The sequence below is a fragment of the Amycolatopsis sp. NPDC024027 genome (assembly GCF_040638975.1).
In the GTDB taxonomy this organism is placed as follows: Bacteria; Actinomycetota; Actinomycetes; order Mycobacteriales; family Pseudonocardiaceae; genus Amycolatopsis.
On sequence record NZ_JBEZYY010000003.1, the window covers coordinates 145,560 to 159,035 of the forward strand.

The window sequence follows — 13,476 nt, forward strand, 5'->3', positions numbered from 1 at the left end:
GGTCAGCGCCGGGGGAGCGGGGAGTCCCAGGTGTCGAGGTAGGTGATGTCCTCGATGTCCGGGCGTGCGGCGGGCCGGAAGTCGCGCTGTGTCGTGTAGGCGACGGCGAGCAGGCTGATCTGCATCACGTCGTCCGGGATGCCGAGCAGCTTGGCCACCTCGGGTTCGTGGTTCTGGAGGTGGTAGCCGCAGATGGAGCTGCCGAGGCCGCGGGCGCGCAGGGCGAGCTGGAAGCTCCAGATGGCGGGGTAGGCGGAGCCGAAGTAGGCGGATTGCGTGAAGGCGTCGGCCGGTGGGCGGCCGATCATGCAGGGGATGGCCAGGACGGGTACGCGTTCGAGGTTGCGGACGAGGTGCTGGGCGGAGGCGAGCGCGCGTTCCTCGACGAGGTGGCCGTACTTCTTCCAGGCCGCTTCGGCGGTTTCGCGGTTGCAGGCGGCGATCTTGGCTTTGGTGTCGGCGTCGCGGACGAGCAGCCAGCGGAACTGTGCGGCCAGGCTGCCCGCCGCGGGTGCCTGCTGGGCGATGCGGAGGCAGTCGTCGAGCACGTGCTGGGGCACTTCGCGGCCGAGGTCGAGTTTGCGGCGGACGGATCGGGTGGTGGTGAGTACGGTTTCGGCGTCCATACTTACAGTGTATGCGTACACTGTAAGCATGTCTTTGACTCGCGAAAAAGTCCTCGACACGGCGTTGCGGCTGGCCGACGAGCAGGGCTTGGCAGGGTTGTCGATGCGCAAGGTCGCGGCGGCGGCCGGCGTCGAGGCGATGTCGCTCTACAACCACGTCGAGAACAAGGGCGATCTGCTGGACGGGCTCACCGCCCGGGTTTTCGAAGAGGTGCCCCTGCCGGATCCCGCGTTGCCGTGGGACGGGCGGCTCCGGCAGCTGGCCGAAGGGCTGCACGCGAGCTTCACGCGGCACCCGGTCGTCGTGCGGGCGCTGGCGGCGCAGGACGCGAACCCGCGCTCGGCCCGAGCGTTGCGGGTGATCGACGCGCTCCTCGGCGCTCTGCTCGACGCGGGCCTGGACGAACAGGCCGCGGCACGCGCTTACCGGTCGTTGCTGGGGATGCTGTTCGGCTCGGTGCTCACGGGCACCGCCGCGACCGGCACCCCGGCGGTCCGGGCCGAGCCCGTGGTGGCGTACTTCCGCCGGATGGCCACGGCGGAGGAGCTGCCGAGCTTGTACCGCGTTCTGCCCGCGTTGGAGACGGGGGACTGCGTCCAGGACTTCGAATACCAGCTCGACCTGCTGATCGGCGGGCTGCGCCCGGTCTGAGACCTGGACTCGGACGGCCGCGAGCCTGCGGAAGCGGCTGCCGTGGAAGACCAGCGGCGGGTCTCGGCCGTTCGCAGGCGGTGGATTTCCAGCCAGGCACTCGCCCCGCTGATGAAGACGCTGCGGTCGGCCCGGGCTCCCACCCGACGTCCCGGAAGCGGTCGTCGTGGCGGGCCGAGAGCCGGAGGCAGGCGTCGTCCTGACCTTCGGCGAGGACGCTGAGGCCCAGCCGGGGCCCGGAGGTCGATCATCAGCGTCCTTTCCGAAGCGGCGGATGCAGGGCCTGTACGGGTGGGGCGGGCTCGGGGAAGCGTTCGACGTCGACGGCCGCGTGCTGGCCGGCGCAGCCCTGTGACAGCCGCGACGACGGGATGTCGGCGGTCAGGACGTTCGGGTTGCCGTGCGCGCACAGCGGGCCGGTGGGGTGGTCGTCGACCGGGTCGAACCACGCGCCGGTCGGCAGCTGGACCACGCCGGGGCGGAGGGCGTCGTCGAGGACCGCGCCCGCGAGGCAGGCGCCGCGGGTGTTGAACACCCGGACGACGTCGCCGGTCGTGATGCCGCGGGCTGCCGCGTCGGCCGGATTGAGGCGGATCCTCTCGCGCCCGGCCACTTTGCCTGCTTGGCTGACGTCGCCGGCGTCGAGCTGGCTGTGCAGGCGGGTGTGCGGCTGGTTCGCGATCAGCCACAACGGCCCGGCTTCGGTCGGGGGCAGCCAGACCGGGTGGCCAGGACAGTCCGGGTAGCCGAAGCCCGCGACGGTCGCCGAGGTGATTTCGATGCGGCCGCTGGGTGTTTTCAGCGGGTGGGTGTCCGGGTCGGCGCGGAAGTCCGCGAACAGCGTGTGGTGTTCGCGGCCGGGCGGGAGCCGCAGCTCGCCGTCGGCCCAGAACTCCGCGAACGAGGGAGTCGCACGCCAGCCGCCGTAGAGGTGTTCCAGCCACTGCCGGGCCGTGCGGCCTTCGGTGAACGCGTCGGAAACACCCAGCCGGGCCGCCAAAGCCGCGAAGATCGCGTAGTCGTCGCGTGCTTCGCCCGCGGGCTCGCCGATCCGGTGCATCGCGATCAGGTGGGTGTCCCGGCGGCCGGAGCCGAGGTCCTCGCGTTCCAGCGCCGTCGTGGCGGGGAGGACGATGTCGGCGTGCCGCGCCGTGGCGGTCCAGTGCGGTTCGTGGACGACGACGGTGTCCGGGCGGGTGAACGCCCGGCGCAGGCGGTTGAGGTCCTGGTGGTGGTGGAACGGGTTGCCGCCGGCCCAGTAGACGAGCCGGGTGCCGGGGTAGCGGCGGACTTCGCCGTCGTAGTCGTAGGTCTCGCCCGGGTGCAGCAGCAGGTCGGCGATCCGGGCGACCGGGATGAACTCCTCGACCGGGTTGACGCCTTGGGGCAGGGACGGGATCCGGATCTCGGGACCGGTGTCGCCGACGTCGCCCATCGAGCCGTAGCCGTGCCCGAACCCGCCGCCCGGCAGGCCGATCTGGCCCAGCATCGCCGCCAGCGCGATGCCCGCCCACACCGGCTGTTCCCCGTGTTCGGTGCGCTGCAACGACCACGTGACGGTGATCAGCGTCCGGTGCGCGGCCATCTCGCGGGCGAGCGTGACGATGTCGGTGGCCGGGATGCCGGTGATCCCGGCCGCCCACTCCGCGTCCGTCCCGGTGTCGATGAGGTACCGCTCGAATTCGGGATAGCCGACGCAGTAGCGGTCGAGGAACTCCCTGTCGTGCCGGCCTTCCACGACGAGGGTGTGGGCGAGCGCGAGCATGAGCGCGGTGTCGGTGGCGGGCCGGATCGGATACCAGCGTGCGTCCACTGTGGACGGAATGTCGTCGCGCAGCGGGCTGATGAGCGCGATGCGGGCTCGCAGCCGCGTGAGGTGCCCGGACGTCCCGTGGACCGTCACCCCGCCGGGCGTGACGAAGACGTTCTTCTCCGGCACACCGCCGAAGGCGACGATCAGTTCGGTGTGCGCGGCGATCGTCGGCCAGGTCGACGCCTGGCGCAGCACGGCGTGCGTGTCGCCGACGACGTGCGGCAGCAGCACCGACGACGTCCCGTTGCTGTAGGTGTTCCGCGAGGCCGTGAAGCCGCCGATCGTGTTGAGGAACCGGTGCAGCTGGCTTTGGGCGTGGTGGAACCGCCCGGCGCTCGCCCAGCCGTAGGAGCCACCGAAGATGGCCTGGTTGCCGTGTTCGGTCCGGACCCGGTCCAGCTCGGCGGCCAGCCGGTCGAGGACGTCGTCCCAGGGCACCTCGACGAACTCGTCGCGGCCGCGACGGTCGTCCGGACCGGGCCCCCGCTCGAGCCAGCTGCGGCGGACCGCCGGCCGGGCCACCCGGCTCGGGTGGCCCAGCGCGGCCGCCAGGTTGCCGAGCAGGGGTGACGGCGCCGGGTCGGCCGGGTGCGGCTCGACCCGCAACCGGCCTTCGGCGTCGACCTCGGCGGAGAAGGCGCCCCAGTGGGACGTGCTCGGTTTCATGCGCCGACGGTAACCGCGCCGGCGCGCTCCCGGACCGGCCGGACGAGGGTTCCGTAGTCGCGGGCGTCGGCCAGCGGCGAGCACCCGCGGATCAGCAGGGTGCCGACGCCGAGCCGGACGTAGCCGAGCAGCGAGTCCGCGACCTGCTCGGAGCTGCCGACCAGCGCGGTCGAGTTCCCGGCGGCGCCGGTCGTCTTCGCCACCGCCGTCCACAAGCGCTCGTCGACCACGTCCCCGGTCGCCGCGGCTCCCAGGCCTCGGCTTCGGTCGCCGCCGGGATCGGCCGCAAGCTGACGCCGAACGCGAGGTCCCGGCCGGCGGCGGCGCGAACTTGGTCGATGCGCTCGGCGATGCCGGCCAGGGGATCGCCCCAGAAGGCGTAGACGTCGGCGTGCTTCGCGCCGACCCGGATCGCGTCGGTGAAGTCGCCGTCGCGGGCCTGGTCGGCGTCGCCGCCGCCGGTGATGACGTGCAGCGCGACGGCCTCGTCACGCGTCTCGCCCAGGGAAGTCAGCGCTACCTGGCCGAGCTGCTCGGCAACCGGCAGCGACACGGCGAATTCTGATCACCCGGCTGTGACGGCGTGCACCGCATCGGCGACCGAGAGGAGGGTGGCGATCGGGTCGTCGCCGAGGGGGTAGACGCCGACCTGGTCGGCGCCGGCGTCCTGGTGGGCCAGCAGCGTGGTGGCGACGGTGGCCGGGTCGCCGTGGGCGACGAGCGCGTCGATGAGTCGGTCGCTCCCCGCGTGGGCGACGTCGTCGTCGGTGTACCCGAGCCGCCGGAGGTTGTTCGCGTAGTTGGTGACGGCCAGCGCCGTTCCGGGTGGCGCGGACCGGGCGATCGCGCGCGCCCGGTCGGCGTCGGGCTCGGTGAGGGCGAAATGGCCGGGAAGCAGCAGCTTGCCCGCACCGAGGATCGAGCGCGCCCGCAAGGTGTGTTCGACGGGAACCATGCACGGGATGGTTCCCGCCGTGCGGTCGCGGGCCAGGCGCAGCATCCTCGGCCCGAGCGCGGCCACCACCGTCCGGTCGGCCGGAACGCCCCCGGCGGCGAGCCGGTCCAAATAGGACACCAGTGTGTCGTACGGCGAGGCGTACTCGGTGTGGACTTCGCGGTGCCCGATGCCGACGCCGAGCAGGAACCGGCCGGGGTGCTTGGTTTCGATCCGGTGGTAGGAGGCGGCGACGGTGTCCGCGTCGGCGGTCCAGACGTTCACCACGCTCGTGCCGACCACCAACCGGGTGGTCGCGTCGAGCAGCTGCTCGACGAGGGTGAGGTCGGCCGGCGGTGAGGCGTCCAGCCAGAGCGTGCCGTAGCCGGCTCGCTCGACTTCGGCCGCGCTCTCCGGGGTGACTTCGTGCTCGCGCAGGTGGGCGCCGAGCAGGCCGAGATCGATTCTCATGCCCCCGACTTCAGCACGACGGCGCGCCGCGAACCAGGATCAGGGTGCACGCGCAGCGATAACCTGACGGCATCGTCGCAGGGAGGACCGATGGAACTACGGGCATTGCGGTACTTCGTCACGGTCGCCGACGAGCTCCACTTCGGCCGGGCCGCCGACCGGCTGCACATCGCCCAGCCCGCGGTCAGCAGGCAGATCGCCCAGCTGGAACGCGAGCTGGGGGTCCGGCTGTTCGACCGCTCACCGCGGCGGGTCCAGTTGACCGCGGCCGGGTACCGGGTGCTCGAGGCGGCGCGCGAGGCGCTGGCGGCCGTCGACCGGGTCCGGGTCGCGGCGAGCCCGCGGGCGGGTGTGATGCGCATCGGCACCGGAACGGGCCAGTTCACCGCCCGCCTGGAACGCGGGATCGACGCGTTGCGCGAGCAGGCGCCCGCCTTCGACGTGGTGCTCGTCGACCTGCCGCTGCCCGCGCGCCTGAACGCCCTGCGACAGGGTGAGCTCGACCTGGCGCTCGCGCGGGGCGTGCGGGTGGCGCCCGGGCTGCGGGTGCTGCCGACGTGGACCGAGTCGCTGTTCGCGGTCGTGTCCGCGAAGCACGCCGCCGCCGGTCGCGCGGCCGTCGGCGTGGCCGAACTGGCCGACGGTCCCTTCCGGACTTCCCAGGACCACGACCCGTCCGTGGTCACCGCGCTGCGGGAGGCCGGCGGCCCGGTTCAGCCGGGGCACCGGGCGGCCACGGCCGGAGACACGATCGTCGAGGTCGGCTCCGACCCGCGCAGCTGGACGGTGCTGCCCGCCGACCAGGTCGCGGAGCTCCGCTCGACCCGGGTGCGCGCGATCCCGCTCGACCCCCGCACGACGATCACCGGCAGCGTCGTCGTCCCGGCCGATCTCCCGTCCCGTTGCGCCACGGCCCACCGGGCGGCTTTCGGTGACTGACGCCCGGGCCTGCCTGATCGGCCCCGCCGGGCGCCTGCGACGCGAGCTGCACGGACCGGTGGATCGCCGAGGACGGTCTGGTGCCCGGCGGGATCGCCTTGCGGCACGGAACCGGTGAGGTCGTCCGGCGGGCCGGCCACATCGGCTACGGCATCCGGCCGGCCGCACGGGGACGCGACTTGGGCAGCTGGGCGCTGGGGGAGTGGCCACCGCATCGCCATCGCCTGAGGATTCAGCCGCCGAAGGCGGCGCTGAGCTCAGCGGTTCCAGTGTTCGGCGAGCAGTTCGTAGGACCGCACGCGGTCGACGTGCGCGTGGGTGAGGGTCGTGATGACGAGTTCGTCCGCGCCGGTCGCCTCGTGCAGCTGCCGCAGCCGGGCGGCGACCGTGGCGGGCGAGCCGACGAACTGGGTGTCGATGCGGTCGGCAACCAGGGTGCGGTCCTCGTCGCTCCATTTCGGCGACGACGATGTCCGCCGACACCGCGATGTAGGGCCGAGACAGTTCGTCCGACGGACGGAACGCCTGCCGGTACGCCTCGACGGCTTCGAGCACACTGGACGGGCTGACGTGGTAGTTGGCGGCGAACCGCAGCGAGTTGCGGCCGGCCACGGACGCGCTCTGCCCGCCGCTGCTGCCGAGGATCCAGACCTGCGGCCGCGCGCCTTCGCCGGGCACGGCGTGGGCTTCCAGTCCCTCGGCGGAGCGGTAGGTTCCGCGGAGGAGGGCGAGGATGTCGTCGACCTGCTCGGCGTAGTCGGGGGATTCGGCGCCGGGTTGCTGCAGCAGCCCGAAGGTCAGGCCGATGCGGGGCGATCCCGCAAGGCTGCTGAAATCGGGTTTCGGCGGGATGAGCAGGCCGTTGGCGGCCCAGCCCGGAGCGGGCCGGGGGCTCCGCCACCCGGAACCCCGAAAGCCTCTCAAAGCAGGACTACCGGTGCTGATCCCTCGAAGCGGTACCCCACGCCGCGGACCGTGGTGATCGGATCCAGGTGCGGCTCGAGCTTGGCCCGGAGCTTGCGGACGTGGACGTCGACCGTCCGGTCGCCGCCGTGCTGCCGCGGCCAGAGCGCGGATTTCAACGCGGCGCGGGTGAAGACCCGGTCCGGGTGCGCACGCAGGAAACGCAGCAGATCGAATTCCAGCCGGGTCAGCGTGAGCGGGCTGCCCAGCAGGACCGCGCGCCGGGACTCGGTTTCGATGCGCAGGAGCGGATCCGAGACCAGGGTGAGGTGGGCGGCGCGCCGAGGGCGGGCGGTGGTGACGTCGACGCTCGCCAGTCCGTCGAGCGCGGTGGTCAGCCGAGTGGCGATGAGAGCCGCGTCGGCGGCTCGGCCGGTGAGGTCGATCCGGATGTCCATGTGGAACACCTCGGAATTCGCGCGTTGTCCGGGCTGGGTCGTCATGAGTGCGATTGTGGGCCGTGACTGCCGCGGCGTGAAGGATGCCCGGCGGGTGGAACGACTTGACGGCACCCGGCTCGCCGCCGGCACGATGACGGTGTTGCACGAAGGAGCCGCGTGATGAGTGGATATCCTGCCCCACCTCACGAATCCCGGTGACCGGTCGCCGGGTCCGGACCGACGAGCGCGGGTCACTTCTCGAGCAGCGGCGTCTGCGCCGGCTGCCGATGTTCGGCATCGGGAACGGTGACCAGTGGGACGCGCTCGCCCAGAAGATCCTGTGGTGGCACGAAGCCTTCGGGCACGACCCGCAGTCGTTCAGCCTGCCCACCATGATCCCGCACGAGCAGCGGCTGGACATGCTGGAACGGTTCGCCTCGGAGGTCGTGCCCGTGGTGGGCAAGGCCGCGCCCACGACACTGTGGACGGACGGCGACCCGTACGGCGGGCGCCCGGCCGTGCACGGACGCACCGCGGTGGACGCGGCGAGCGGCCGCTGAGGGGTCAGCAGCTGTCCAGGCCGAGGTGGTCACGCAAGGTCGTGCCGGTGTACTCGGTGCGGAACGACCCGCGTTCCTGCAGCAGGGGCACGACGGTGTCGGCGAACTCGTCGAGCCCGCCGGGGGTGACGTGCGGGACGAGGATGAAGCCGTCGCTCGCGTCGGCCTGGACCAGGTCGTCGATCGCCGCCGCCACCGTGGCCGGCGAGCCGATGAACGTCTGCCTGCCGGTGACCTCGATGATCAGGTCGCGGGTGGACAGGTTCTTCGCCTCGGCGAGCTGCCGCCATTCGCGGGCGGTGGCCACGGGGTCGCGGTACATGCGGACGCTGGCGCGGCCGGGCGCGATCGTGGACCCGTCGACCACCGGGTCGGTCGCGGGCAGCGGGCCGTCGGGGTCGTGGCCGGACAGGTCGGTGTTCCAGACCTGCTCGAGGAACTTGATCGCGGTCTGCGCGCTGACCTGCTGCCGGCGCACGACGTGGGCGCGCTCGTGGGCGTCGGCGTCGGTGTCGCCGAGCACGAACGTCGCCGCGGGCAGGATCACCAGCTGCTCCGGGATCCGGCCGTACTTCGCCAGGCGGCCTTTGACGTCGGAGTAGAACGCCTGGCCGGCCTCGAGGGTGCCGTAACGGCTGAAGATCGCGTCGGCGGTGGCCGCGGCGAACTCGCGGCCCTCGTCGGAGTCGCCGGCCTGGATGATCACCGGGCGACCCTGGGGGCTGCGCGGCACCTGGAACCGGCCTTCGATGTCGAAGTGCGCGTCGTGGTGGGCGAAGGCGCCCGCCTCGGGGTCACGCAGGAACACGCCGCTGCCGGCGTCGGCGGCGATCTCGTCGCCGCGCCAGGAGTCGAACAGCTCCCACGCGGTGCGCAGGAACGTCTCGGCGCGTGAGTAGCGCTGGTCCTGGGGGAGGAATCCGCCGCGGCGGAAGTTCTCGCCGGTGAAGGCGTCCCACGACGTGACGACGTTCCACGCGGCGCGCCCGGCGGAGAGGTGGTCGAGCGAGGCGAACTGGCGGGCGACCTCGAACGGCTCGTTGAAGGTCGAGTTGATCGTGCCGGCCAGCCCGAGCCGTTCGGTGACCGCGGCGAGGGCGGACAGCACGGTGAAGGTGTCCGGGCGGCCGACGACGTCGAGGTCGTAGATCTGCCCGTTCTGCTCGCGCAGCCGCAGGCCTTCGGCGAGGAAGAAGAAGTCGAACTTCGCGCGTTCGGCGGTCTGGGCGAGCTTGACGAACGAGCTGAATTCGATGTGGCTGCCGGCTTCGGGGTCGCTCCACACGGTCGTGTTGTTGACGCCGGGGAAGTGCGCCGCGAGGTGGATCTGCTTCCGGGGCATTTCGGGTCTCCTCAGACGGCGGCGTAGCGGTTGGCGGGCCGGGGGAGGCCGAGCAGCCCGCGCAAGGTGCTCGCCTCGTATTCGGTGCGGAAGGCTCCGCGGGACCTCAGCGCGGGGACCAGGCGGCGGGTGATGGCGGTCAGGTCGTGCGGCAGCGCGCCCGGCCGCAGCCGGAAGCCCGAGAGCCCGGCGCGCTGCCAGTCGAGCAGCAGGTCGGCCAGCCCGGCCGGGGTACCGGTGAAGACGTGGGCGTCGGACGTGTACTCCGCGCCGAACCGGTCATCGAGCCGCGCCTTGCGGTCGGCGGCGGCCTGCCCGGTTTCGTCGAGGAACACGACGACGTCGCCGAAGACGTGCAGCGTCTCGCCGGCGCGTCCGGCCCGGTCCTGCTCGTCGCGTACCGCGGCGACGATCGACGCGGCCTGCTCGCGGTCGAACGGCGTCACGTAGACGACGTCGGCGGAGCGGGCGGCGAGCCGGTAGGGGATGGCGGCGTGGGCCAGCGAGGTGACCGGCGGCTGGCCCTGCGGTGGGCGTGGCGTGATCGACGGGCCCTTGACGGAGAACCACCGCCCGCTGAAGTCGATGTAGTGCAGCTTCTCGCGGTCGACGAACCGGCCGGTCGCGACGTCGCGGATCTCGGCGCCGTCCTCCCAGCTGTCCCACAGCCGGCGCAGCACCTCGACGTAGTCCGCGGCCTCGTCGAACAGGTCGGCCAGGGGGCTGGCCTTGTCCGGCTCGGCGGCGTCCTCGAGCCGGAACTCCCCGAATTCGCGGCGGCCGAAGTGCCGGTTGTCGTCGGGCCGCCCGGCGACCTGCACGCGCACACCGGCCCGGCCGGTGCTGACGTAGTCGAGCGTGGCGATCGCCTTCGACAGGTGGAACGGCTCGGTGTGGGTGACCACCGCGGTCGGCACCAGCCCGATGTGCGAGGTCAGCGGCGCGACGCGGGCGGCGATCAGCACGGCGTCGAGGCGGCCCTGGACGAGGTCGGTCCGCTCGCCCGGCCGGTCGAGGTAGGACACCGTCTGCAGGGCCAGGGAGTCTTCGATGGTGACGAAGTCCAGCTTGCCGGCCTCGGCCTCTCGAACCAGGTCGGCCCAGTAGCCGGCGGTGAGCAGCTCGCGGGGTCGTGCCCCGGGTTCGCGCCACGCGGCGGGGTGCCAGCCCGCCCCGTCCAGCGCGACAGCGATCCGTGGTCCCGTTCCTGCGGTCATCCCGGCGTTCCCTTCTTCTCGGCCCATGCGCAGTGTGCGCCGGATTCCGCGCTTCAGGCGTCACCGGCCAATTGCTGGGACGATCGGAGATCGCCGGGAATAAACCGCGGCTGGCGGACGTCGCCGTCGGGAACGATGAAGGATGCGGCGGCCCACGCCGTGAAGCCCGGCGGAAGCTGCGCCAAGGCAGCCCAGGTGCTGGGTGCGGGCTGATGGTGAACCCGTCCACCGCGCGGTGCGGACGTAGCGCGCCCACTCGCCGGCGACCTGCCCCGGCGTGCCGACGAAGCCGTGCTGACGCGGTTGGACCTCGACGACCAGTTGGTGAATGGACAGCTTCTTCGCCTCGGCCAGCTCCCGCCATCGGCTCGGCCGTGGTCACGTTCGAGGTCGCGGCCAGTCCGAGCCGGTCGGTCAGCGTCGCGACGAAGGCGGCCCGGCTGACAGCGTCGAGCCGGAGACCGCCGCGGAGGGCAGCGGCGAGTCGTCGAAGGTGGCGAACGTGGCGAAGGCGAACAGTGCGGGGTGCGAGAAGTCATGCCTTCACAGCTATCGGTTGCCCAGCCCGGACGCACGCAGGTTCAGGATCTGGACCACGCCGCCGGGCGCTTCGTCCAGGATCTGGAATCCGTGGTCGGCTCGTTGACCGGGCTCGGCCCGCTTCCTAAGGTTCGTCAGTGTCAGCGGAAAGCGCCCACGCTTTCTTCCCTTCCCTTTCCTTTCCGGAGCAGGTATTCCCATGCCCGAATCCGTCTGGGTCGCCCAGTCTGATCCGCGGGTCCGGCCATTGCTCGCCGACCTGGCCCGCGAGTATTCGTCGCGCTACCACCGCGTGCTCGACGACGTCCACTTCGAACTCCGTGAGTACCCACCAGAGCGGTTCGCTCCGCCGCACGGCGGATTGGTGCTGCTCCTGACCGAAGGCATCGCGGTCGCGGGCGGAGCCTTCCAGCGCTGTGACGAAGAAACCGCTGAACTCAAGCGCATCTGGACCCATCGCGCGCACCGCGGCCTCGGCCTCGCCCGCCGCGTCGTCGCCGAGCTGGAAGCCGAAGCCGGCCGCCGTGGGTACACCCGGATCTTCCTCACCACCGGCCCGAACCAGCCCGAGGCACGGGGGCTCTACCTGGCCACCGGCTACACGCCGCACTTCGACGTCGATGCCGTCCCGCGGACGCGGTTGTCGTTTTCGAAGGCGCTTCCCGCCGCGGTGGGGGCCAGATGACCAGCGACCTCGGGACGCGCCCCGCGCCCGCCGCAGTGCCGGAGGAGGCGCTGAAGATCGTTCCCGCGCGACACCCGCTGACCTGGATCGCGGCCGCTGCCGTAGCGGTTCTCGTCGCGATGGCCGGTCATGCGCTGGTGACCAACAAGGCGTTCGACTGGCCGACGTTCACGCGGTTCGTCTTCCAGAGATCGATCTTGGAAGCGGTCGCGCTGACGCTGGAGCTGACTTTGTTCGGCGTCGTGGCCGGGTTCCTCCTCGGTACCGTGCTGGCGTTGATGCGCATTTCCCGAAACCCGCTGCTGCGGGCGGTCAGCTGGACCTACACGTGGATCTTCCGGTCGATCCCGCTCATCCTGCAGCTGCTGTTCTGGTACAACCTCGCGATCCTGTACAACGAGATTTCCTTCGGTGTCCCGTTCGGGCCGTCGTTCGTCTCGGTGGGGACGATGAGCCTGATCCCGCCGTTCTTCGCCGCTGGTCTCGGGCTTGCTTTGCACCAGGGCGCCTATGCCGCGGAGATCGTGCGCGCCGGGTTCCTGTCGGTGGACGCGGGGCAGCGTGAGGCGGCCGCGGCGCTGGGGATCCCGGCCGGGCGGCAGTTCCGGCGGATCGTGCTGCCGCAGGCGATGCGCACGATCGTCCCGACCGCGGCCAACGAGATCGTCGGCTTGCTGAAGGCGACGTCGCAGGTGTACGTGATGGCCCTGCCGGAGCTGTTCTACCAGGTCCAGGTGATCTACACGCGCAGCGGCCGGGTGATCCCGTTGCTGCTGGTGGCCACGGCGTGGTACCTCGCGCTGACCACCGTCCTGTCGATCGCGCAGTACTACGTCGAGCGCCACTTCGGCCGGGGCGCCCAGCGCACGCTGCCCCCGACGCCGCTGCAGCGCCTGCGAACGGCTTGGAGGCGGGCGTGACCGCGGATTTCATGGTGGACGTCCGGGGCGTCCACAAGAGCTTCGGAACGCTGACCGTGCTGGACGGCGTGGATCTTCAGGTGCGTCAAGGGGAAGTGACCGTCCTGCTGGGACCGTCCGGCTCCGGGAAGTCGACGCTGCTGCGGCTGATCAACCACCTCGAGCGCGCCGACCGCGGCTTCATCAGCGTCGGCGGTGAGCTGATGGGCTACCGGCGCTCCGGGAACCGGCTGCACGAGCTCAAGGAACGTGAGATTCTCAAGCAGCGCACCCGGATCGGTTTCGTGTTCCAGAATTTCAACCTGTTCGGTCACCTGACCGTGCTGGAGAACGTCGTCGAGGCGCCGATTTCCGCGCAACGCCGTCCCCGCGCCGAAGCCGGGGCGAAGGCCCGCGAGTTGCTGGGCCGGGTCGGCCTCGAAGACAAGGCGGCGGAATATCCGCGGCGGCTGTCCGGCGGCCAGCAGCAGCGGGTGGCGATCGCCCGGGCGCTGGCCCTCGAACCGGACGTCCTCCTCTTCGACGAACCCACCTCGGCGCTCGATCCCGAGCTGGTGGGTGAGGTCCTCGCGGTCATCCGTGACCTGGCGAGGACCGGCACGACGATGGTCGTCGTCACTCACGAACTGGGCTTCGCGCGCGAAGTCGCCGACACCGTCGTGTTCCTCGACGAAGGCCGCGTGGTCGAACAGGGCTCGCCTGCCGACGTTCTCGACAACCCTCGTCACGCCCGGACCCGGGCCTTCGTCGAAAAAGTCCTTTGAGGAG

Annotated in this window: 15 protein-coding genes and 1 pseudogene; 7 read left to right on the forward strand and 9 right to left on the reverse strand. The window is 71.6% G+C overall.

The genetic code is table 11. The annotated features are described in order from the left end of the window. Positions 1-2: 2 nt before the first annotated feature. Complete coding sequence (locus tag AB0F52_RS09900) at positions 3-626, reverse strand: nitroreductase family protein (protein ID WP_360167127.1); 624 nt, start codon at positions 624-626, stop codon at positions 3-5. 28 nt (positions 627-654) lie between these two features. Between AB0F52_RS09900 and AB0F52_RS09905 the strand changes: the two genes are divergently transcribed. Further along, positions 655-1,278 (forward strand): TetR/AcrR family transcriptional regulator C-terminal domain-containing protein, encoded by a 624-nt coding sequence (locus AB0F52_RS09905; protein ID WP_360167130.1) that lies wholly within the window; start codon positions 655-657, stop codon positions 1,276-1,278. Between the two features lie 250 nt (positions 1,279-1,528). On the opposite strand, the gene AB0F52_RS09910 is transcribed toward AB0F52_RS09905, so the two are convergent. The 3 genes and pseudogenes from AB0F52_RS09910 to AB0F52_RS09920 form a co-directional block, all read right to left on the reverse strand. Beyond that, complete coding sequence (locus AB0F52_RS09910) at positions 1,529-3,757, reverse strand: molybdopterin-dependent oxidoreductase (protein WP_360167133.1); 2,229 nt, start codon at positions 3,755-3,757, stop codon at positions 1,529-1,531. Beyond that, positions 3,754-3,987, reverse strand: a complete 234-nt coding sequence (locus tag AB0F52_RS09915) for a hypothetical protein (RefSeq protein WP_360168317.1) — start codon at positions 3,985-3,987, stop codon at positions 3,754-3,756. Before AB0F52_RS09915 ends, AB0F52_RS09910 begins: the two co-directional genes overlap by 4 nt. Before the next feature lie 59 nt (positions 3,988-4,046). Continuing rightward, positions 4,047-4,118: pseudogene (locus tag AB0F52_RS09920) on the reverse strand (hypothetical protein); the annotation flags it as partial. Between AB0F52_RS09920 and AB0F52_RS09925 the strand changes: the two are divergent. Beyond that, positions 4,089-4,322, forward strand: coding sequence for a hypothetical protein (locus AB0F52_RS09925; RefSeq protein WP_360168320.1), 234 nt, complete (start codon positions 4,089-4,091; stop codon positions 4,320-4,322). The pseudogene AB0F52_RS09920 and the gene AB0F52_RS09925 sit on opposite strands and share 30 nt — an antisense overlap. Here the strand turns inward: AB0F52_RS09925 and AB0F52_RS09930 are convergent, their stop codons facing one another. Beyond that, entirely contained in the window at positions 4,323-5,162 is an 840-nt protein-coding gene (locus tag AB0F52_RS09930; RefSeq protein ID WP_360167136.1) for a TIGR03620 family F420-dependent LLM class oxidoreductase, read from the reverse strand. It lies immediately after the preceding gene. Positions 5,163-5,252: 90 nt separating this feature from the next. Here AB0F52_RS09930 and AB0F52_RS09935 point away from each other — a divergent pair, with 90 nt between their 5' ends. Continuing rightward, a complete protein-coding gene (locus AB0F52_RS09935; RefSeq protein ID WP_360167139.1) occupies positions 5,253-6,101 on the forward strand; it encodes a LysR family transcriptional regulator in 849 nt (282 codons plus the stop codon). A gap of 257 nt (positions 6,102-6,358) precedes the next feature. Here the strand turns inward: AB0F52_RS09935 and AB0F52_RS09940 are convergent, their stop codons facing one another. Both AB0F52_RS09940 and AB0F52_RS09945 read right to left on the reverse strand, forming a co-directional pair. Further along, on the reverse strand, positions 6,359-6,658 hold the full coding sequence (locus AB0F52_RS09940) for a hypothetical protein (RefSeq protein ID WP_360167142.1): 300 nt from the start codon (positions 6,656-6,658) through the stop codon (positions 6,359-6,361). 363 nt (positions 6,659-7,021) lie between these two features. Next, on the reverse strand, positions 7,022-7,507 hold the full coding sequence (locus AB0F52_RS09945; protein ID WP_360167145.1) for a winged helix-turn-helix domain-containing protein: 486 nt from the start codon (positions 7,505-7,507) through the stop codon (positions 7,022-7,024). A gap of 152 nt (positions 7,508-7,659) precedes the next feature. Between AB0F52_RS09945 and AB0F52_RS09950 the strand changes: the two genes are divergently transcribed. Beyond that, positions 7,660-8,004 carry a hypothetical protein gene (locus AB0F52_RS09950; RefSeq protein WP_360167148.1) on the forward strand — a complete coding sequence of 115 codons (345 nt, stop codon included), beginning with the start codon at positions 7,660-7,662 and terminating at the stop codon, positions 8,002-8,004. A gap of 4 nt (positions 8,005-8,008) precedes the next feature. On the opposite strand, the gene AB0F52_RS09955 is transcribed toward AB0F52_RS09950, so the two are convergent. Next, entirely contained in the window at positions 8,009-9,346 is a 1,338-nt protein-coding gene (locus AB0F52_RS09955) for an NtaA/DmoA family FMN-dependent monooxygenase (RefSeq protein WP_360167151.1), read from the reverse strand. Between the two features lie 11 nt (positions 9,347-9,357). After that, entirely contained in the window at positions 9,358-10,563 is a 1,206-nt protein-coding gene (locus AB0F52_RS09960) for an LLM class flavin-dependent oxidoreductase (protein ID WP_360167154.1), read from the reverse strand. Positions 10,564-11,302: 739 nt separating this feature from the next. On the opposite strand from AB0F52_RS09960, the gene AB0F52_RS09965 reads away from it, so the two are divergent. Genes AB0F52_RS09965 through AB0F52_RS09975 form a run of 3 tightly spaced genes read left to right on the forward strand, consistent with a single transcriptional unit; the run spans position 11,303 to position 13,472 of the window. Further along, a complete protein-coding gene (locus AB0F52_RS09965; protein WP_360167157.1) occupies positions 11,303-11,788 on the forward strand; it encodes a GNAT family N-acetyltransferase in 486 nt (161 codons plus the stop codon). Continuing rightward, a complete protein-coding gene (locus AB0F52_RS09970; protein ID WP_360167160.1) occupies positions 11,785-12,708 on the forward strand; it encodes an amino acid ABC transporter permease in 924 nt (307 codons plus the stop codon). Before AB0F52_RS09965 ends, AB0F52_RS09970 begins: the two co-directional genes overlap by 4 nt. Beyond that, positions 12,705-13,472 (forward strand): amino acid ABC transporter ATP-binding protein, encoded by a 768-nt coding sequence (locus tag AB0F52_RS09975; RefSeq protein ID WP_360167163.1) that lies wholly within the window; start codon positions 12,705-12,707, stop codon positions 13,470-13,472. The genes AB0F52_RS09970 and AB0F52_RS09975 overlap by 4 nt, the downstream gene beginning before the upstream one ends. Positions 13,473-13,476: the final 4 nt, after the last annotated feature.